Origin of the sequence: Burkholderia sp. WP42 (assembly GCF_000745665.1) — a bacterium.
GTDB lineage: Bacteria > Pseudomonadota > Gammaproteobacteria > Burkholderiales > Burkholderiaceae > Burkholderia > Burkholderia vietnamiensis.
In genome coordinates, this window is record NZ_KN050725.1 from 116,655 (window position 1) to 136,541 (window position 19,887).

Genomic DNA, 19,887 nt, shown 5'->3' on the forward strand with positions numbered 1-19,887 from the left:
TCGGGCGCCCGTTTCCTTTGCGTGCGGCCGCGCGTCGACGGCGATCGCGAACCCGAGCGCGACCGGCGGCCGGATGCCGGATGCCGGCGCGACACGCACGCCGATGGTTCGATCGTTCGTGTGAGGAATCGCCCGCGCTACGCGTGGCGGATCGCCGCGATGCAGGGGACGGCGATGATCGGGATCACGAAGGGTGGGGTGCGGCGCGCAAAGCGCCGATGGATCGCGTTCGCCGGCCGCATCTGCCTATTTTGCGTCCGGCCCCGTGCGAGCACGTAAAACGCTGCGCGCTCAACCACTTGCGGAGAGGTGCGGCGGGTTATCAACAGGGCTGTCAACAAAAACTGGGGATAACCCTGAGCGTCGCGAGCGGGTTCAGCGCTGCAGCTGCGCGTGCGCGAGATGCATGCCGAGCGTGGCCGGATCGGTGTTCGTGCCCGGCAGCAGCACGCCGACCCGCTTGCCCTGCAGCGTTTCGCGCAGCGGGCCGAGCAGCCCCGCGAGCGCGGCCGCGCACGCGGGCTCGACCGCCAGCTTCAGATGCGAGAACAGGAACAGCATCGCCGCGCGCAGCGCGTCGTCCGACACGGTGACGATCCGGTCGACGTGACGCCGGCACAGCTGATAGCTGTATTCCTCGGTGTGCGGCGCCATCAGCGAATCGGCGATGCTCTGCATCGCGCCCATCTTGATCGTGTGGTTCGCCGCGAAGCTGCGGCACATCGCGTCGGCGCCTTCGGGCTCGACGCCGTACACGTGCACGCGCGGATTCGCGAGGCGCAATGCGGTGGCCATGCCGGCCGCGAGGCCGCCGCCGCCGATCGGCACGATCACCGCATCGAGGTCGGGCGTCTGCGTCGCCCATTCGTAGCCGAGCGTCGCCGTGCCGAGAATCGTGCGATAGCCGTTGAACGGATGGATGAAGAAGCGGCCTTCCTCGGCCTCGACGCGCCGCACGAGGTCGAATGCCTGCGACGCGCTGCCGGCCAGCACGACTTCCGCGCGATACGCGCGGCACTGCGCGATGCGCGCCGGGCTCGCGGTACGGGGCATCACGACCTTGGCGCTGCTGCCGAGCCGCATCGCCGCATATGCGACGGCCGCCGCATGATTGCCGGCCGACACGCAGGTGACGCCGGCGTTCTTGCGCGCTTCGTCGAGCGCGAGCACGTGCGTGAACGCGCCGCGCGCCTTGAAGCTGCCGCTCGCCTGCAGCAGCTCGAACTTGAAGTTGACGTGCGTACCTTCGAGCGTCGGCAGATCGGCGCGTTCGAATACCGGCGTGCGCGCGACCCAGGGCGACAACGCGAAATGCTGCGCGGCGATTTCGTCGAGCGTCGGAATCGGCTCGCCGTCGATCGTCGTATGGGCCGGGCCCGTTGATTCAGTCGACATGACGTGGCGGATGGGGAGAGTGGGGCCGGCCCGCATGCGCAGGCCGGCGCGGGCGGTCAGTGCGCGTCGACCGACATGCTGCGGATGAACTTGCGCAGGAACTGCTCGCACGCAGCGAGCTGCGCGAGCTCGACGTATTCGTTCGGCTTGTGCGCCTGCTCGATGTTGCCGGGCCCGCACACGATGCTCGGAATGCCCGCGCGTTCGAACAGGCCGGCCTCGGTGCCGTACGCGACCTTGCGCTTGTCCTGATCGGCCGTGAGCGCGCGCACGAGCTGCGTGATCGCGGCCTGCTCGGTCGCGTCGAGGCCCGGCGCGGCGGCGATCTTCGAGAACTCGATGGCCGCGTTCGGATGCTCGCGGCGCATCTGCGGCAGCAGCGTTTCCTGCGCATACGCTTCGATGCGCGCGAAGATCTGCTCGGGATCGAGCGTCGGCAGGTTGCGGAACTCGAAGTCGAACCGGCATTCGGCCGGCACCGTGTTGATCGCGTTGCCGCCCTGGATCGTGCTCGTCTGCGCGGTCGTGAACGGCACGTCGTAGAGCGCGTCGAACGGCCCTTCGGCGCGGAAGCGCTCCGCGAGGTCGCGGATGTGGCAGATCAGGCGCGCCGCGTACTCGATCGCGTTCAGCCCCTTCGGCGTCAGCGACGAGTGCGCCGCATGGCCGCGCACGCAGCAACGGTATGCGTTGATGCCCTTGTGCGCGATGATCGGGCGCATGCTGGTCGGCTCGCCGACGATGCAGCCCGAGGGCTTCACGCCGCGCTTGACCAGATCGGCGATCAACAGCGGCGCGCCGGCGCAGCCGATTTCCTCGTCGTAGGACAGCGCGAAGTGGATCGGCTTCGCGAGCCTGGCCGCCTGCATCTCGGGCAGCAGCGCGAGCGCCGCGCCGATGAAGCCCTTCATGTCGCAGGTGCCGCGGCCGTACAGGCGGCCGTCGCGCAGCTGCGGCGCGAACGGGTCGCTGTCCCACTGCTGGCCGTCGACCGGCACGACGTCGGTGTGACCCGACAGCACGATGCCGCCATCGGTCGAGCCGTCGTGCGCGGGCACCGTGGCGAACAGGTTCGCCCAGCCGTCGCGCGCGTCGTGCGTGAGCGTCGACTCGATGCCGCTCGCGGCGAGCGCGTCGCGCACCGTTTCGATCAGGCCGAGGTTCGGCACGCGGCTCGTCGTGTCCATCGACACCAGCCGCTCGATCCACGGCAGGCTGACGAGCGACGCGTCGGGTTGATCGGCGGCGGAAGGTGCCGGCGCGTCGAGGATGGACATGGCAAAACTCCGTCTGAGGAATGGGAAAATCATACTCAAAAACGCGTCGCGCCGCCTTTGCCGCACGCGGTGCGGCGCAGCATCGCGTGCGTGGTGCGTGCGTGCCGCCGCTCAGCGTGCGGCGCTCGGCGCGAGCGCGCGCAGCGTCTCCTTGATCGTCGACACGCGGATCGCCAGATCCGGCGAGCGCGTCTCGATGCGCAGCTTGTCCTGCCCGGCGAGCTTGATGTGCCGATGCTTCTGCACCATCTCGATGATGCGCATCGGATCGATCGGCGGGTTCGGCTCGAACTGCAGCCCGATCGCAACCTCGCTCGCGTCGATCTTGACGATGCCGAGCGGCTTCGCGGCGAGCCGCAGCCGGTGCGTTTCGACGAGCGCCTGCGCCTGCGGCGGCAGCTTGCCGAAGCGGTCGATCAGCTCCTCCTGGATGCCGTCGATCGCATCGCCGTGCTCGCAGTTCGCCAGCCGCTTGTAGAGCGACAGGCGCTCCTGCACGTCCGCGCAGTAGTCGGCCGGCAGGATCGCGGGCGCATGCAGGTTGATCTCGGTCGTCGCGGCGAGCGGGGCGGTGAGGTCCGGCTCCTTGCCGTTCTTCAGCGCCTTCACCGCGTCGTTCAGCATGTCGGTGTACAGCTGGAAGCCGATCTCGTGGATCTCGCCCGACTGCTTGTCGCCGAGCACCTCACCGGTGCCGCGGATCTCGAGGTCGTGCATCGCCAGATAGAAGCCCGAGCCGAGCTCCTCCATCTGCTGGATCGCCTCGAGCCGGCGCTGCGCCTGCTTGGTCAGCGACTGCGGATCGTGCACCAGCAGGTACGCATAAGCCTGGTGGTGCGAGCGGCCGACGCGGCCGCGCAGCTGGTGAAGCTGCGCGAGGCCGAACTTGTCGGCGCGATGCATGATGATCGTGTTCGCGCTCGGCACGTCGATGCCGGTCTCGATGATCGTCGTGCAGAGCAGCACGTTCGCGCGCTGCGCGACGAAATCGCGCATCACGCGCTCGAGCTCGCGCTCGTGCATCTGGCCGTGCGCGATCACGATGCGCGCCTCGGGTACCAGCGCCTCGAGCATCGCCTTGCGGTTCTCGATCGTCTCGACCTCGTTGTGCAGGAAGTACACCTGGCCGCCGCGCTTCAGTTCGCGCAGCATCGCCTCGCGGATCACACTTTCTTCCTCGCGCCGCACGAAGGTCTTGATCGCGAGCCGCTTCTGCGGCGCGGTCGCGATCACCGAGAAGTCGCGCAGCCCTTCGAGCGCCATGCCGAGCGTGCGCGGGATCGGCGTCGCGGTGAGCGTCAGCACGTCGACCTCCGCGCGCAGCGCCTTCAGCGCTTCCTTCTGACGTACGCCGAAGCGATGCTCCTCGTCGATGATCACGAGGCCCAGGCGCTTGAACTGCACGTCGGACGACAGCAGCTTGTGCGTGCCGATCACGATGTCGACGCTGCCTTCGTTGATCTGCGCGATCGCCGCATTGACTTCCTTCGCGGTCTTGAAGCGCGACAGCTCGACGATGCGCACCGGCCAGTCGGCGAAGCGGTCGGCGAAGGTCTGCGTGTGCTGCTCGGCGAGCAGCGTGGTCGGCGACAGCAGCGCGACCTGCTTGCCGCCCATCACCGCGATGAACGCCGCGCGCAGCGCGACCTCGGTCTTGCCGAAGCCGACGTCGCCGCACACGAGGCGGTCCATCGGCTTGCCGCTCGTCATGTCGCCGATCACGGCGGCGATCGCGGCGGCCTGGTCGGGCGTTTCCTCGAAACCGAAGCTCTCCGCGAACTTCACGTAGTCGCGCGGATCGAGCGCGAACGCGTGGCCTTCGCGCGCGGCGCGGCGCGCGTACAGGTTCAGCAGCTCGGCGGCCGTGTCGCGGATCTGCTGCGCGGCCTTGCGCTTCGCGCGTTCCCACTGGCCCGAACCGAGCGCGTGCAGCGGTGCGCTGTCGGGATCGGCGCCGCTGTAGCGCGAGATCACGTGCAGTTGCGCGACCGGCACGTAGAGCTTGCTGTCGCCCGCGTATTCGAGATGCAGGAATTCCGTCTCGCCTTCGCCGAGATCCATCGACACGAGGCCCATGTAGCGGCCGATCCCGTGTTGCGCATGGACGACCGGATCGCCGACCTTCAGCTCCGACAGGTCGCGCACCATCGCGTCGACGTTGCTCGCCTGTTCCTGGCGCCGGCGCCCCGCGCGGCGGCCGAGCGCGCCGTACAGCTCGGTTTCGGTGACGATCGCGTAGCCTTCGGCCGGCACCGCGAAGCCGCTGGCGAGCGGCGCGACGCCGAGCGCGAACGGCGCGTCGCTGTCGAGCCAGCCCGCGAAGTGGTCGTTCGACGTGGGGCGCAGCCGATGCTCGGCGAGCAGTTGCAGGATCGTTTCGCGGCGGCCGGCCGATTCGACCGTCAGCAGCACGCGCTTGCCCGACGACTCGACGAACGTGCGCAGCGCGGCGAGCGGATCGTCGGCATGGCGGTCGACCGTCAGCTCGGGCAGCGGCGTCGCCCAGCCGCCGGCCGGCTGCGCGGGCAGCACGACGCGCGCGAACGGTTTTGCGAACGCGAAGAAATCCTCGTCCGACAGGAACAGCCGCTGCGGCTCGAGGATCGGCCGTTCGCGATCGTGCGCGAGGAACGCGTGGCGTTGCTTCGTATCGGCGGTGAAGCGGCGGATCGACGCCTCGAGGTCGCCGGTGAACACCAGATGCGCGGCCTGCGGCAGGTAGTGAAACAGCGTGGCCGTCTCGTCGAAGAACAGCGGCAGGTAATACTCGATGCCGGCCGACGGGACGCCGTTGCCGATGTCCTTGTAGATCGGCGCGCGGCTCGGATCGCCTTCGAAGGTCTCGCGCCAGCGGCTGCGGAACGCCGTGCGTGCGGCCTCGTCGAACGGAAATTCGCGGCCGGGCAGCAGGCGCACGTCGCGCACCGGGTACAGGCTGCGCTGCGTATCGGGATCGAACGCGCGGATCGAGTCGACCTGATCGTCGAACAGGTCGATCCGGTACGGCAGCGGCGAGCCCATCGGATACAGGTCGATCAGCGAGCCGCGCACGCAGTATTCGCCGGGCCGCACGACCTGGCTCACGTGCTCGTAGCCGGCGAGCGTCAGCTGCGCTTTCAGCTTCGCCTCGTCGAGCCGCTCGCCCTGCGCGAACGCGAACGTGTAGGCGGCCATGAACGACGCGGGCGGCATCCGGTACAGCGCGGTGGTCGCGGGCACCAGCAGGATGTCGCAGCGGCCCTCGCCGAGGTCGTGCAGCGTCGCGAGCCGCTCGGAGACGAGATCCTGGTGCGGCGAGAACGTGTCGTACGGCAGCGTCTCCCAGTCCGGCAGCAGGCGTACGCGCGCATCCGGCGAGAAGTAGCGCAACTCCTGCGACAGCCGCTGTGCGTCGACCGCATTCGCGCAGATCACCGCGAGGAGCGGGACCGCGTCGCGGTTCTCGGCAAGATAGCGGGCGATGGCGAGTGCGTCTGCGGAGCCGTGCGCGCCGTCGAAGATGAAGCGCTGGCCCGGTTTGACGCGGGCGACGGGCGAGGCGAACGGGTTGGTAGCGGTGTCTGGCATAGGGACGGCAGGGGTGGCGGGCACGGGCGCAGCGCGGTGCGCCGGTCGAGACGAAAGACCTATTATAAAATCCGCTTCTCGATTTCACCTTTCCGGCGTTCTCCGTTCGTGACACCCCGACTTTTTGCCCTGATTCCCTGCGCCGGCACGGGCAGCCGCTCCGGTTCGGCCGTGCCGAAGCAATACCGCACGCTGGCCGGTCGCGCGCTGCTCCATTACACGCTCGCCGCGTTCGACGCCTGCAGCGAGTTCGCCCAGACGCTCGTCGTGCTCGCGCCCGACGATACCCATTTCGACGCACGCCGCTTCGCGGGCCTGCGCTTCGCGGTGCGCCGCTGCGGCGGCGGCTCGCGTCAGGCGTCGGTACTCAACGGGCTGCTCGGGCTCGCCGAGTTCGGCGCGACCGACCAGGACTGGGTGCTCGTGCACGACGCCGCGCGCCCCGGCATCACGCCGACGCTGATCCGCACGCTGGTCGCGACGCTGAAGGACGATCCGGTGGGCGGCATCCTCGCGCTGCCGGTCGCCGATACGCTCAAGCGCGTGCCGACCGGCGGCGACGCGATCGCGCGCACCGAGTCGCGCGACGCGCTGTGGCAGGCGCAGACGCCGCAGATGTTTCGCATCGGCATGCTGCGCGACGCCATCCTGCGCGCGCAGCGCGAAGGGCACGACCTGACCGACGAGGCGAGCGCGATCGAATGGGCGGGCCATACGCCGCGCGTCGTGCAGGGCAGCCTGCGCAACTTCAAGGTCACGTACCCGGAAGACTTCGCGCTCGCGGAAGCGATTCTCGCGGCTCCCGCGCACGCCTCCTGACTTTCACTTCATCTCAACCGGAACACGCATGGATTTCAGAATCGGACAAGGCTACGACGTGCATCAGCTCGTCCCGGGGCGCCCGCTCATCATCGGCGGCGTGACGATTCCGTACGAGCGCGGGCTGCTCGGCCACTCGGATGCGGACGTGCTGCTGCACGCGATCACCGACGCGCTGTTCGGCGCGGCGGCGCTCGGCGACATCGGCCGCCATTTCTCCGACACCGACGCCGCCTTCAAGGGCGCGGACAGCCGCGTGCTGCTGCGCGAATGCGCGGCGCGCGTGAAGGCGGCCGGCTTCACGATCCAGAACGTCGACAGCACCGTGATCGCGCAGGCGCCGAAGCTCGCGCCGCACATCGACGGCATGCGCGCGAACATCGCGGCCGACCTCGGCTTGCCGCTCGAGCGCGTGAACGTGAAGGCGAAGACCAACGAGAAGCTCGGCTATCTCGGCCGCGGCGACGGCATCGAGGCGCAGGCGGCCGCGCTGCTGGTGAAGTAGCGGTTGCGCGTGCGCATCGCAGGCCGGTTCGATCCGGCGTGCGGCGTGCGGCGTGTGCCGCCCGAACGACAAATGCCACGCTGATGCGTGGCATTTGTCGTTTTGCGGGGCGGGCCGTTGCGGCCCGCGCGCTTATGCGCCTTCGGCGGCGATCACCTGCGCGGCGGCGTTGATCACCGACGCGATGCGGCCGACGTCGCGCAGCTGCGTCGTCGTCATGCCTTGCTCGTTCTTCAGCAGCGCATAGTGCGACTGCACGCAGAAGTGGCACTTGCCGACGATCGACGCGGCGAGCGCATACATCTCGAAGCGCCGCTTGTCGACGCCGCCATGCGACGCATACGCGCCCATCCGCAGCTCGGCGCGCTGCGTCTTCAGGTCGGCGTCGTCGGCCATCTCGACATACGGATACCAGGTGTTGTTCATTCCCATCAGCGCGGCCGCGGTCAGCGCCGCGTTCGTCTCTTCGGGCGACAGCACGCCGGCTTCGCGGATCGTCTTGACGAGCACCGTGCTCTTCGCCGCGAACGCCGCCGCCAGCGCGACGCCGACCGCATCGTTGCCTTCCAGCGACGAGCGCGAGATCGTGCCGTCGAGGTTCAGGCGAATGTCCTTCGCGTAGTCGGGGATGCGTGCCTTAATCGAGTCGATGAATTCCATTGACATCTCCTATGGGTTGGCCGTTAAAAAAGCCCGCAGGCAGCACGTGCGCCGCGGGCTTCGAGCATCGATGCGCTTTACAGCGTTGCGCCGCCGACTGCGCGGTTGCACGGGCACAGTTCGTCCGTTTGCAGGCCGTCCAGAATGCGCAGGACTTCTTCCGGGCTACGGCCGACGTTCAGGTTGTTCACCGAGACGTGCTGGATCGTGTTGTCCGGATCGACGATGAACGTGGCACGCAGTGCGACGCCGGCTTCCTTGTCGCGCACGCCGAGCTGGTCGATCAGTTCGCCCTTGACGTCGCCGAACGAGTAGTGGTTCAGCTTGTCGAGATCCTTGTGCTCACGGCGCCATGCGAGCTTGACGAATTCGTTGTCCGAGCTGCCGCCGAGCAGCACGGCGTCGCGTTCTTCGAACTGCTTCGCCAGCTTCGCGAATTCGACGATTTCCGTCGGGCACACGAACGTGAAGTCCTTCGGATAGAAGTAGATGATCTTCCACTTGCCCGGGAACGACGTTTCGGTGACGGTTTCGAACGCCGACTGGCCGTTTTCCTCATGATTGTTGAAGCCCGGCTTCGCGGCTACGACGGTGAAAGCTTCGAGTTTATCGCCCACGGTTTTCATGCGGATACTCCTGTATGTGTTGGGAAGAAGACTGAGTCAAGCTACCTCGGTGCTGCAACGTCGTTGTGACAGCATAGGGCAGACTATAGCACTATTAATAAAGCCATTCAATAGATTTTGACTAACACACGCCATAGTTTTTTTCAACTGCGGCGATAGTGCGGCGCGCACGAAACGTGCGTACACGCGTCATGCGGTCGCGCGCGCCTTGCCGGCGGCGGGGAATTCGAGCGAGACCTCGAGGCCGGCCTCGGGGCTGCGGTTGCGCAGCCGCAGCGCGCCGCGATAGCGGCCGACCAGGCGCAGCACGATCGCCATCCCGAGGCCCGTGCCGTCCGCCTTGGTGCGTGCGGTGTCGACGCGGTAGAACGGCCGCATCACGAGCGGCAGCTGGTCTTCCGGGATGCCCGGGCCTTCGTCGCTCACCGACAGCTCGACGCGCGCGTGCGTGACGCGCGTCTCCAGCGTGATACGCGAGATGCCGTCGTCGCGGCTCTGGCCGTATTTACGCGCGTTCTCGACGAGGTTGCCGATCACGCGGCGCATGTCGGTTTCGTCGGCTTCGATCACGGCGCTCGGCGCGAGCCGCGTGCGGATCTGGACGCCGTCTTCGTTCGACACGCGCGCGGCGACCTCGTGCGCGATCGACGACAGGTCCACCGGCTCCGGCTTGCGCTGGGCCGGGCGCGCATAGTCGATGAAGGCCGCGATGATGCGGTCCATCTGCTCGATGTCGTCGACCATCGCGTCCTTGGTCGCCTGATCGGACGGGCTCATCTCGGTTTCGAGCCGCAGCCGCGCGAGCGGCGTGCGCAGGTCGTGCGAGATGCCCGCGAGCATCAGCGCGCGGTCTGCCTCGAGCTGTTCGAGGTCGCGCACCATCTGGTTGAAGCTGCGGTTCGTGTCGGCCGCGACGCCCATCCCGCGCTCGGGCAGCGGCTCCGGCGCCTGGCCCGAGCCGACCTGACGCGCGGCGAGCGCGAGCCGCGAGAACGGCCGGTTCACGAGGCTCGTGATGAAGGCCGAGCCGAACAGCGACAGCGCCAGCGCGAACAGGCCCCAGCCGGCCCACTGCAGGCCGGTCACGTTGTCGAGCTGATCGCGATCGAGTGCGACCCAGTAGTCGTCGTCGTCGATCTTGAAGCTGATCCACACGCCGGGAATGTCGTTGACCGACTGCGCGATCACGGTGTCGTCGCCGAGGCGGCTACGGATGTCGTGTTCGATCAGCCGGTTCAGCGATTCGTCGGGCTGCAGCTTGAACTTGTCGGTCTTTTCGCGCGGATAGACGCGCACGCCCTCGTTGCTCTCGAGGTCCTGCAGCAGCGCACGCCGCAAGTCGGGATCGGAATAGAGCAGGGCGGTGCGCGTGAGCTTCACGACCGCGACGAGCTGGAGCGCGACGCGCTGCGCGCGCGGCTCCCGCTCGATCACGCGAAAGCTCTGGAACCACGCGGCGAGGCTGACCGAGATCAGCAGCGCGATCAGCAGGAAGGTGCGCCAGAACAGCCCGCCGAACGCGAGCTGCAGGAGGCGCCGGTCGATACGCATGGGACGGGCCGTAGGCGGGGCGAAACCGGAAGAAAGGCGATCAGGCCGCGCCGTCGGGGATGAACACGTAGCCGAGGCCCCAGACGGTCTGGATGAAACGCGGGCTGCCCGGGTCCGGCTCGATCAGCTTGCGCAGGCGCGAGATCTGCACGTCGAGGCTGCGATCGAAGACTTCGTATTCACGGCCGCGCGCGAGTTCCATCAGCTTCTCGCGCGACAGCGGCTGGCGCGGATGGCGCGCGAACACCTTCAGCACCGAGAACTCGCCGGTCGTGAGCGGGATCTCCTGGCCGGACTTCGTCAGCGTGCGCGTTGCGAGGTTCAGCGAGAACTCGCCGAACTCGAACACCTCGGTGGTTTCCGACGGCGCGCCCGGCAACTCGGCCGGCGCCTGACGGCGCAGCACCGCGTGAATGCGCGCGACGAGCTCGCGCGGGTTGAACGGCTTCGGCAGGTAATCGTCGGCGCCCATCTCGAGCCCGACGATGCGATCGACGTCTTCGCCCTTCGCGGTGAGCATGATGATCGGCGTGCGATCGTTGCTGCCGCGCAGCCGGCGGCAGATCGACAGGCCGTCTTCGCCGGGCAGCATCAGGTCGAGCACGAGCAGATCGAAACGTTCGCGCACCCAGAGCTTGTTCATCGCCGTCGCGTTCTCAGCGACGTATACGTTGAAACCCTGCTCGCCGAGATAGCGGCGCAGCAGATCGCGCAGGCGCGGGTCGTCGTCGACGACGAGAATCTTGGAGGGGTTTTTCGTTTCCATGAGCGGCATCTTATCGCGAATGGGAAATGACGCACGCTTGCGTATTTTCGCGCGTTACAGTCGGTTACAAAATTTACCCGTAGTGTCGCACGGAGTAAAGGCAGGCTATAGAGATTCCTTTACTCGAAGCCGAAATTCGGTAGATACTCCCCTGCACTCCATCTTTCATCTTTGTACGCCCGAATTCGCAGGGTTTTTCAAGTACCAGAGGTAACCGGTTGCCGCGTGACGAAGCGAACAAATCGACCAAAGAAGCGAGGACGGTCATGCGATCTGCCCGGATTGCACTGATGCTGACGATCGCGCTCGCCGGTCCATATGCGTCGAACGTCGCGTATGCGCAGCGCCCCGAGCAGGGCGCATCGTCGCGCAAGCTGTCGCGGGGCAAAGCGACGCAGTCCGACCACGCGGCCGATTCCGCCGGCCGTTCCGCCGTGCCTCCCGATCTCGAACAGCGCCGCCGCGACGGGCACATGACGCCCGAGGAGCGCCACCTGCTGCGCCAGCACATCGAGGACGCCGTCCGCGAGTTGTACAAGCGCTGATCCGCGCATGCGTTGCGCGGTCACGGAAAGATTCCGTAGCAATTTCCCCGTCAACGTGCGCGTCGGTGCTGCCGTTGTACCGGCATCCGCACCGCCGGTGCGCTCCGGGAGCCCCCGACGATGAAAGCGAACGCTGCCGCACCGACATCGCCTGCGATGCAGGCGCCGCTCGACGCCGACGATGCGCTGTTCTTCTTGAGCCGTACCGGTTTTTCCCCCGCACCCGCCGACGTAGCACGCCTCGTCGGCATGACGCGCGCGCAAGCCGTCGCCGACACGCTCGGCAACGTGCGCCGCGACCCCGTGACGACCTGGCCCGACTGGCTCGCCGAGCCGCCGCCGACCCGCGCGCAGCGTCAGGCACTGACGCCCGAGCTGCGGCGCGACGAGCAGCGCGAACGCAACCGCCGCTACGATGCGCTGCGCGCGGCGTGGGTCAACGAGATGGTCGCGACGCCGTCGCCGCTCACCGAACGCATGACGCTGTTCTGGCATGGCCACTTCACGTCGGGGCAGGACAAGGTCCCGTATCCGCAGACGATGGCCACGCAGAATGCGCTGTTTCGCCGCGAGGCGCTCGGCAATTTCGGCACGCTGCTGCATGCGGTCGCGAAGGACCCGGCGATGCTGCAGTATCTCGACGGCGCGAGCAACCGCAAGGGGCGCCCGAACGAGAATTTCGCGCGCGAGGTAATGGAGCTGTTCGCGCTCGGCGAAGGCCGCTACACGCAGCACGACGTGACCGAAGCCGCGCGTGCGCTGACCGGCTGGAGCGTCGATCCCGATACGCTCGGCTTCGTGGTGCGGCCGGACTGGCACGATACGGGCGAGAAGACGATCCTCGGCGAGACCGGCGCGTTCGACGGCGACACGTTTCTCGACATCCTGCTGGCGCGCCCCGACACCGCGCACTTCATCGCGGGGAAGCTGTGGCGCGAGTTCGTATCCGATACGCCCGATGCGGCCGCGCTCGACGGCGTGGCCGAACGGTTTCGCGCGAGCGGCTATGAGATCCGCGCGGCGCTCGCCGCGCTATGGTCGACCGATGCGTTCTGGGATCCGCGCAATCGTGGCGTGCTCGTGAAGTCGCCGGTCGAGTTCGTCGTCGGGACGGTGCGGCTGTTCGACGTCGCGTACGGCGACCCGCAGATGCTTGCCAACACCGTGCGCACGCTCGGTCAGAACCTGTTCTATCCGCCCAACGTGAAGGGCTGGCCCGGTGGCGCGGCGTGGATCAACAGCACCACGCTGCTCGCGCGCAAGCAGTTCGTCGAGCAGCTGTTTCGCGCGACGGAGACGGCCGGCATGCACGCGCCGGCGCACGCGATCGCGCAGGCATCGGCGGCGCGCGCCCATGCGCTGCAGCCGATCGATGCGGCGTCTGCCGCCGGCGGGATGCGTGCGGCGTCGGCGAAGCCCGCGCGCGGCGGCTTGCGGTTCGACCTCGAACGCTGGCTCGTGCAGTTTCGTGCGCGACCGCAGGCGATCGCCGGGCTGTCGACCGAACTGCAGTTGCAGCACGCGGTGCTGCAGCTTTCACCGGTCGCTGCGATCGACACGGACTCGACCGGTAGCGCGTATCTCGAGGCGCTGCTGATGGACCCGGCCTACCAACTGAAATGATTCAACCGACGATGAAGTGCAACGCCGGCGCGTCCAGAATGCGCGACGGCGAGCAAAAGGACGTGCGATGAACCGACGTGATTTTCTGACGCTGACCGGCGCCGCGGCTGCGGCCGGCGTGTCGCTGTGGCAAGTGCCTGCGCTGGCTGCGGCCGCGCCGGGGCGGCAGGGCGCGTATGCGAACGTGTTGATCCTCGTCGAGCTGAAGGGTGGCAACGACGGGCTGAACACGGTGGTGCCGTACGCGGACCCGCTCTACTACCAGTTTCGTCGCAGCATCGGCGTCAAGCGCGATCAGGCGCTGCAGCTCGATGCGCAGACGGGGCTGCATCCTGCGCTCGCGCCGCTGATGCCGCTGTGGCACGACGGGCAGCTCGCCATCGTGCAGGGCGTCGGTTATCCGCAGCCGAACCTGTCGCATTTCCGCTCGATCGAGATCTGGGATACCGCATCGCGCGCCGACCAGTATCTGCGCGAGGGCTGGCTCACCCGTACCTTCGCGCAGGCGCCGGTGCCGCCCGGGTTCGCAGCCGACGGCGTCGTGCTCGGCAGCGCGGAGATGGGGCCGCTCGCGAACGGCGCGCGTGCGATCGCGCTCGTCAATCCCGCGCAGTTCATCCGTGCGGCGCGGCTTGCCGAGCCGTCGTCGCTGCGCGAACAGAACCCGGCGCTCGCGCACATCATCGACGTCGAGAACGACATCGTGAAGGCCGCCGACCGGCTGCGCCCGCGCGGCGGGATGCGCGAGTTCCGGACCGCGTTTCCGGCCGGTGCGTTCGGCACGTCGGTGAAGACCGCGATGCAGGTGCTGGCCGCGTGCGAAGCATCGGGACCGGGCGCGCAGGATGGCGTCGCGGTGTTGCGCCTGACGCTGAATGGCTTCGATACGCATCAGAACCAGCCGGGGCAGCACGCTGCGCTGCTCAAGCAGTTCGCGCAAGGGATGAGCGCGATGCGCGGCGCGTTGCTCGAGCTCGGACGCTGGAACCAGACGCTCGTGATGACGTATGCGGAATTCGGGCGGCGCGTGCGCGAGAACCAGAGCAACGGCACCGATCACGGCACGGCCGCGCCGCATTTCGTGATGGGCGGCCGCGTGGCGGGCGGGCTGTATGGGGCGCCGCCGGCGCTCGCGCGGCTCGACGGCAATGGCAACCTGCCGGTCGCGGTCGACTTCCGACAGCTTTACGCGACCGTGCTCGGACCGTGGTGGGGACTCGATGCGACGCGCGTGCTGCAGGCACGCTTCGACACGCTGCCGCTGCTGAAGGTGTAAGGCGGGCGGCTCAGTGGCGGCGCGCCGCGCGCCACGCGATCCACAGCTTGCGGATCGGCGTCAGCGCGATGCGCTGATGCAGCACCTGGTAGCCGTCGCGTTCGATTTCGTCGAGCAGTGCGCCGGCCAGCGCGATCTGCGCGCGCAGCGTGCGCTGCGCGCGGCGTTCCGCTGCGGGGATCGCCGCGTCGGCGGCGGTGAGCGCTGCGCGTGCGCGGCTGGTCTGAAACTGCAGCAGCTCGGTGAAGGCGGGGCTGTAGCGGCGATTGAGCAGATCGGCCGCGGTCACGTTGTAGCGTTGCAGTTCGTCGATCGGCAGATAGATGCGGCCATGGCGCGCATCGTTGCCGAGTTCCTGCACGAACTGCGCGAGCATCAGTGCGTGGCCGGCGTCCGCGGCCCACGATTGCGGGTCGGCCGGATTCGCGGCGCTCGCGCGCGCGACCAGCGAAGCAAACGCGCCGCCGACCTGCGCGATGTAGCGCTGCAGATTGGCGAAGTCGAGATAGCGCGCCTGTTCGAGGTCCATTCCGAAACCGTTCACGAGCGTGCGCAGCGCATCGGCTTCGGCGGCGATCGTCGGATGATGCTGCGCGAGCGACTTCGTGACCGGATGCGTCGGCGCGCCGGCGGCGAGCGCTGCGAGTTCCTTGTGCCACCACGCGAGCTTCGTGTGCCCTACGGTCGGGTCGCTGATTTCCTTGACGGTTTCCTCGAGTTCGCGGCGCAGCGCGAACAGGGCGGTGAGGCGCGGCTCGGTGGCGCGCGGCGCCTGGCGCAGCGCGTAGTAGACGCTGGAGCCCGCGGGGGCGGCCTTGTGCTGGCAGTAGTCGTCGAAATTCACGGGTGGGATCGTGGCGGAGGCAGGTTCGGGGATGCGCGCGGCGGCGCTTGGACGACACGTCGAGCGCGGCATTCTAGCACCGCTGTCCGGCAGGCGCCGGCCGGGCAACACAACGCGGCGGAGATCGGGTAGAATCTCGCGCTCGCCTGATCGGGCGTGCCGGTTTCCGAGCCGGCGCGGGATCCGTGGCTGCGTGCGAGACGCATGTTTGCGTGCCGCGCGGTCAGGGCGACAGAAATGCGCGTGAGTGGCGAAATTGGTAGACGCACCAGGTTTAGGTCCTGACGCCCGCAAGGGTGTGCCGGTTCGAGTCCGGCCTCACGCACCACATATACTCCCAAGCAATCCCATGTTTGGCTAAAAGGCCCCGCCAGTCGAGTACTTGCGGGGCTTTTTGTTGCCAGCGCCGCCCAGCGTTTCTCGTTGACACCCACGAAACAGGGGCATCTTAGGGGGGCAGGTTTCTCTGATCAGGGGCATCGAAATGCCCCCGCGCTCAAATGCCCCTTACCGATGTCGCCGTTCGTGCGGCCAAGCCCCGCGAAAAGTCCTACAAGCTGGCCGACGGTCAGGGCATGTACCTCGAGATCATGCCCAACGGCTCCAAGTACTGGCGGTTGAAGTATCGCATCGACGGCAAGGAGAAACGGATGGCCCTCGGGGTCTATCCGGCGGTCAGCTTGCTGGCTGCTCGGAAGGCTCGTGATGAGATCAAGGACCAATTGCGCGCCGGCCTCGATCCATCGCACGAAAAGAAGCGCGTGAAGGCTCAGCGCAGCCTGGACCGTGAGAACTCATTCGAGCCGATCGCGCGGGAGTGGCATCAGCAGAAGAAGGGTGCATGGAGCGAGCGACACGCGGACAGGATCATGAAGCTGCTCGAGCGCGAACTGTTTCCCGCGATCGGAGCGCGGCCGATCGCCGAGATTATGGCGCCCGAGCTGTTGGCGGTGATACGGAAGATCGAGGCGCGCGACGCGATCGAGCTCGCACACAAGCCTATTCAGGCAACGAGCCAGATCTTCCGATACGCCATTGCCACCGGCCGGGCAGAGCGCGACCCCGCTCCCGATCTCCGCGGCGCGCTGAAGACCCGTTCCGTCGTGCACATGCGGCGTGTCAGCGAGGCAGAGTTGCCGGAGCTCATGCGGCAGATCAGCGCGTACGACGGCGACTTTCAGACACGCCTGGCGCTGCAGTTCATGGCGCTGACATTTGTTCGTACGAGCGAGCTGCGTTTTGCCGAGTGGACAGAAATCGACGAGAAGAAGGAATGGCGCATCCCACCCGAGAAGATGAAGATGCGCACGCCGCACATCGTGCCGCTGTCGACGCAGGCCCTCGAGGTGATCGCGAAGCTCCCCGAACTGAACGGCCACAGCCAGTTCCTGTTCCCGAGTCGGTCGAGCTCCAAGAAGCCGATGAGCGAGAACACGATCCTGTACGCCCTGTACCGGATGGGCTACCACTCACGGATGACGGGGCACGGCTTCCGGGGCCTCGCGTCGACTATCCTGAATGAGCACAATTTCAACCGAGACTGGATCGAGCGCCAGCTCGCACACAGCGAGCGCGACGGCGTCCGGGCGGCGTACAATCACGCCGAATACCTGCCCGAACGCCGGAAAATGATGCAGTGGTGGGGCGACTATCTGGCGGGCCGCAGTACGATTGTTGAGAGTGAACCGGTGCCGTCCGGCAGCGCTACGTCACAATGAGCCGAGATCGGGGATCTCGGGGTAACTCTGTCTGATGTCAAACAAGAATCCATACAGCGACCGACAATGGTTGACGACCTTCCGAGCGACGAGGCGCGGGCGATTATCGCGCTCATAAAATTCGGCGATCCCGGTGAGTGGGACTGGTCTCCTGAGCTTTGGGGAACCGCAAACTGTGCTTTCGGCGTGACGGACCATGACGGGAAGCGAATTCAGGGCGTTACGGCTGACCTGCTCGTGAAGTATGGGCAGCGACCGCCTTCCTCGCATTTCTTGTTCACCATCTACAAGCAGGAATTCAGGGCTAGGCGCCGCGTCTATCAGCTTGACCTTCTTCAGAATGGGCGGAAGAAGGTGGATCCACATCGAGTGTCCCACGAACACATCGGGCGGGATCGGGTTCCCGGTGACGCAGCTTGGCAGCAATACAGTTACGAGGACGCCTTGAAGTTGTTCTGCACAAGGACTAATCTGACTCTCTCCGGTGAGTTGCCGGACCCATATGTTCTTCAATTGCTATGACCACGAACCTTTGCCAAGACATCTGCGGGAAGCTCGGCTTCGGCTGCGAGACGCTGGCGGCCGAGGACGGCGGCATCATGGCGCTCGATACACCCTTCGGCTTCTCTGACGGGACACCCTTCACCATCTATGCCGAACACCTTAATGGCATGGTGAGATTCTTTGATTCGCAAGAAACCCTTTTTCATGCGATGGGAAGAGGCATCCGGTCGTTTCAATCGAGAAAGTACCAGTCTGTAAGATCTCTGGTTTCGAAGTACGATGTGCTCGTCAGCGAGTCAGGTGAGATTGAATCGTACGTGCAGGACTCGAAGATGCCGGCAGGCTTCGCTCGCTATGTGAGTGCGTTGTTGGACGTGTCAGATTGGGTCGACGAAAACGCTGGCACCGATTTAGCGGATAAGCAATCCAGGCTCGTGCAAGAGGCTCAGTTGTATTTGACGGCGATTCACCCGGACACACCAGCTGTGAAAAGTACTGTTCGAGCACGTGGGATGTCAGGGAAGGAGTACGGATTCGACTTGATGCAAGGTGAAACTCAGATCGATGCCATTTCAGCGCATCCGGCAGCCGCCGCATCAGAGCTCTACAAGTTGGTCGATCTTCGTGGCAAGACGCTAACGGCTGACATGTCGATCATTGTTGTGATCGACGACCGTGGATCGATCGATCAAGCTGACAAAGAGGCTTCGGTACTTGGTCAGTATGCCGAAACATGGCCAATGCGGCGCCTTATTCACGCGGCATCAACAGCGACACCAATTCGTCACTAACCGTGATTCCTGCCCCGCCCCCGAGCGGGGCTTTTCACATCTGACCGGCTGCGTGATGATGATGCCGTTACGCGACCCGGAGTGCTCCATGCCTGCGATCAAACTGCGCATCCCGCGCGAAGACGTCTTCGAATTCAACGACGATCTGTCTGCTTGGTCGGCCACCAGCGGCGTCGATCCTAAACTGGCTGTCGGCACCCAGATGCAGACAACCAACCCTTCGTCGCCAACCCTGTACTTGGCGTTCGTCGACGAACGATTCTTCGAGCAGTATCCGCGGTGGCGCCAGTTCGTCGAGCATTGACCGCCGGTCCGGGCCACAGCCTCCTGGCACGTCTCATATCGATGCCGCCGCTATAGCTCCCTAGTATCGCCGCCCGTAGCCCTCGCGATACAGCGTTGCGCCGATCGATGTCAGCAACGCAATGTCTTCTTCCCCCAATGTATCCCAGGTGGCCGCCAGCCAACCAGCGAAACCGGCACAAGCGTGGTCCAGATCGACCGCTGCCCGTCCTTCGGCATTCAACCGCTCGAAGATCGTGATGACGTCGTGTGGGGTCATGGCTTCCTCCCGGTGATAATCAAAGCGTAGGTGTTCGATGGCCGTACGCTCGGAAAAGGTGAAGGAGCGCGCCCTACTTGCGGCAATGCGGATCCTGGATCAGTGCGAGGCGGCCTAAAAGCTCGTCCACTTGGATTTCGAAGACCCTGTTTCGCACGGGCTGCGTGCGGAGCTTGGTGAGCTTGTCTCTCCAGTACGCCGGGTCGTTCACCGACGACTTGTTGACGAAGGCATGGTGCGCTTGCTCAAGTAGTCCGATCGCTCGCCTTATATGTACCAATTCGCGTTCTGCTTCGCAGTACCAGCTCATATTTGCCGCCTTCTGATGATTTTTGTCGTGACTTGCTGTACCGCGAGAGCCTTGGGCTACTCAAAGACAACGCGCGAGCCGATCTCGAACTGTGCTGTCGTTGCACAGCGCGATGCGAGGTGAGGGGCAAACGTGGCGCGCAAGCAGCGCGCGGCGCAGATTTGGGGAGGGGCGAGCGGTCAATCTACAATTGGGTGCTCGGTTCAACTCATCATACGCGCATCGCTCGTCAGGCAGCTGCTTTATTTCTCGGCGATGAGAGGCGGCCCGTCGTGATCCTGCGGCCGGATGACCGGGAGACTGACAGTGTCGAACGTCGAGGCGCCGCGCCGCTCACATGCAGTCCGCGAGCGCTAGACTTTGACGCGCTCAGAGACCTCCTCCTGATAACCTACAGGCACAAACAAGTCGCGATAGCGTCTGTAGATCGGGCGTTCAAAGTAGCGATATACAAGCGTCTACAAGGTCAACACGACCGCAGCAAAGGCTGCAAAGCGGATGTACGGATTGGCGATCTTCATCATCCCGAGGTAGACGCCCAGCGTGAT

General features: G+C 66.1%; 19 protein-coding genes and 1 tRNA gene. 10 read left to right on the top strand and 10 right to left on the bottom strand.

The window, feature by feature from the left end; genetic code table 11:
• Positions 1–375: 375 nt before the first annotated feature.
• The 3 genes from EX20_RS27030 to mfd form a co-directional block, all read right to left on the bottom strand.
• Positions 376–1,395 (bottom strand): threonine/serine dehydratase, encoded by a 1,020-nt coding sequence (locus tag EX20_RS27030; protein WP_034195331.1) that lies wholly within the window; start codon positions 1,393–1,395, stop codon positions 376–378.
• A 56-nt stretch (positions 1,396–1,451) separates the two neighbouring features.
• Complete coding sequence (gene argE / locus EX20_RS27035; RefSeq protein ID WP_011885093.1) at positions 1,452–2,672, bottom strand: acetylornithine deacetylase; 1,221 nt, start codon at positions 2,670–2,672, stop codon at positions 1,452–1,454.
• Positions 2,673–2,783: 111 nt separating this feature from the next.
• A complete protein-coding gene (gene mfd, locus EX20_RS27040; RefSeq protein WP_014723183.1) occupies positions 2,784–6,239 on the bottom strand; it encodes a transcription-repair coupling factor in 3,456 nt (1,151 codons plus the stop codon).
• Between the two features lie 108 nt (positions 6,240–6,347).
• Between mfd and ispD the strand changes: the two genes are divergently transcribed.
• Entirely contained in the window at positions 6,348–7,058 is a 711-nt protein-coding gene (gene ispD / locus EX20_RS27045; RefSeq protein ID WP_011885091.1) for a 2-C-methyl-D-erythritol 4-phosphate cytidylyltransferase, read from the top strand.
• Positions 7,059–7,086: 28 nt separating this feature from the next.
• Positions 7,087–7,563: a 2-C-methyl-D-erythritol 2,4-cyclodiphosphate synthase gene (ispF, locus tag EX20_RS27050; RefSeq protein ID WP_011885090.1), complete on the top strand. Its 477-nt coding sequence runs from the start codon at positions 7,087–7,089 to the stop codon at positions 7,561–7,563.
• A gap of 132 nt (positions 7,564–7,695) precedes the next feature.
• Here ispF and EX20_RS27055 read toward each other — a convergent pair whose 3' ends face one another.
• The 4 genes from EX20_RS27055 to ompR all read right to left on the bottom strand — a co-directional run bounded on the left by EX20_RS27055 (position 7,696) and on the right by ompR (position 11,175).
• On the bottom strand, positions 7,696–8,223 hold the full coding sequence (locus EX20_RS27055) for a carboxymuconolactone decarboxylase family protein (protein WP_011885089.1): 528 nt from the start codon (positions 8,221–8,223) through the stop codon (positions 7,696–7,698).
• A gap of 77 nt (positions 8,224–8,300) precedes the next feature.
• Positions 8,301–8,849, bottom strand: coding sequence for a peroxiredoxin (locus tag EX20_RS27060; protein WP_011885088.1), 549 nt, complete (start codon positions 8,847–8,849; stop codon positions 8,301–8,303).
• A 189-nt stretch (positions 8,850–9,038) separates the two neighbouring features.
• Complete coding sequence (locus EX20_RS27065) at positions 9,039–10,400, bottom strand: ATP-binding protein (RefSeq protein WP_034195332.1); 1,362 nt, start codon at positions 10,398–10,400, stop codon at positions 9,039–9,041.
• 40 nt (positions 10,401–10,440) lie between these two features.
• A complete protein-coding gene (gene ompR, locus EX20_RS27070) occupies positions 10,441–11,175 on the bottom strand; it encodes an osmolarity response regulator transcription factor OmpR (RefSeq protein ID WP_004192636.1) in 735 nt (244 codons plus the stop codon).
• 257 nt (positions 11,176–11,432) lie between these two features.
• On the opposite strand from ompR, the gene EX20_RS27075 reads away from it, so the two are divergent.
• From EX20_RS27075 to EX20_RS27085, 3 genes are all read left to right on the top strand, one after another.
• Positions 11,433–11,711: a hypothetical protein gene (locus EX20_RS27075; protein WP_014723178.1), complete on the top strand. Its 279-nt coding sequence runs from the start codon at positions 11,433–11,435 to the stop codon at positions 11,709–11,711.
• Between the two features lie 120 nt (positions 11,712–11,831).
• A complete protein-coding gene (locus EX20_RS27080) occupies positions 11,832–13,334 on the top strand; it encodes a DUF1800 domain-containing protein (protein WP_034195333.1) in 1,503 nt (500 codons plus the stop codon).
• Between the two features lie 67 nt (positions 13,335–13,401).
• Entirely contained in the window at positions 13,402–14,610 is a 1,209-nt protein-coding gene (locus EX20_RS27085) for a DUF1501 domain-containing protein (protein ID WP_034195334.1), read from the top strand.
• Positions 14,611–14,620: 10 nt separating this feature from the next.
• Here the strand turns inward: EX20_RS27085 and hpnD are convergent, their stop codons facing one another.
• On the bottom strand, positions 14,621–15,454 hold the full coding sequence (gene hpnD / locus EX20_RS27090; protein WP_014723176.1) for a presqualene diphosphate synthase HpnD: 834 nt from the start codon (positions 15,452–15,454) through the stop codon (positions 14,621–14,623).
• Positions 15,455–15,695: 241 nt separating this feature from the next.
• Here hpnD and EX20_RS27095 point away from each other — a divergent pair.
• From EX20_RS27095 to EX20_RS27115, 5 genes are all read left to right on the top strand, one after another.
• A tRNA-Leu gene (locus tag EX20_RS27095) sits at positions 15,696–15,782 on the top strand.
• Positions 15,783–15,954: 172 nt separating this feature from the next.
• Positions 15,955–17,172, top strand: a complete 1,218-nt coding sequence (locus EX20_RS27100) for a tyrosine-type recombinase/integrase (protein WP_034195335.1) — start codon at positions 15,955–15,957, stop codon at positions 17,170–17,172.
• 66 nt (positions 17,173–17,238) lie between these two features.
• Complete coding sequence (locus EX20_RS32670) at positions 17,239–17,694, top strand: hypothetical protein (protein WP_034195336.1); 456 nt, start codon at positions 17,239–17,241, stop codon at positions 17,692–17,694.
• A complete protein-coding gene (locus tag EX20_RS27110; RefSeq protein WP_034195337.1) occupies positions 17,691–18,467 on the top strand; it encodes a DUF1828 domain-containing protein in 777 nt (258 codons plus the stop codon). The genes EX20_RS32670 and EX20_RS27110 overlap by 4 nt, the downstream gene beginning before the upstream one ends.
• Before the next feature lie 88 nt (positions 18,468–18,555).
• Positions 18,556–18,771 (top strand): hypothetical protein, encoded by a 216-nt coding sequence (locus EX20_RS27115; RefSeq protein WP_034195418.1) that lies wholly within the window; start codon positions 18,556–18,558, stop codon positions 18,769–18,771.
• 60 nt (positions 18,772–18,831) lie between these two features.
• Here EX20_RS27115 and EX20_RS27120 read toward each other — a convergent pair whose 3' ends face one another.
• The gene (locus EX20_RS27120) at positions 18,832–19,029 is read right to left on the bottom strand and encodes a hypothetical protein (protein WP_014723174.1); all 198 of its coding nucleotides are present in this window, start codon (positions 19,027–19,029) and stop codon (positions 18,832–18,834) included.
• A 73-nt stretch (positions 19,030–19,102) separates the two neighbouring features.
• Positions 19,103–19,339 carry a hypothetical protein gene (locus EX20_RS27125; RefSeq protein ID WP_034195338.1) on the bottom strand — a complete coding sequence of 79 codons (237 nt, stop codon included), beginning with the start codon at positions 19,337–19,339 and terminating at the stop codon, positions 19,103–19,105.
• Positions 19,340–19,887 lie beyond the last annotated feature (548 nt).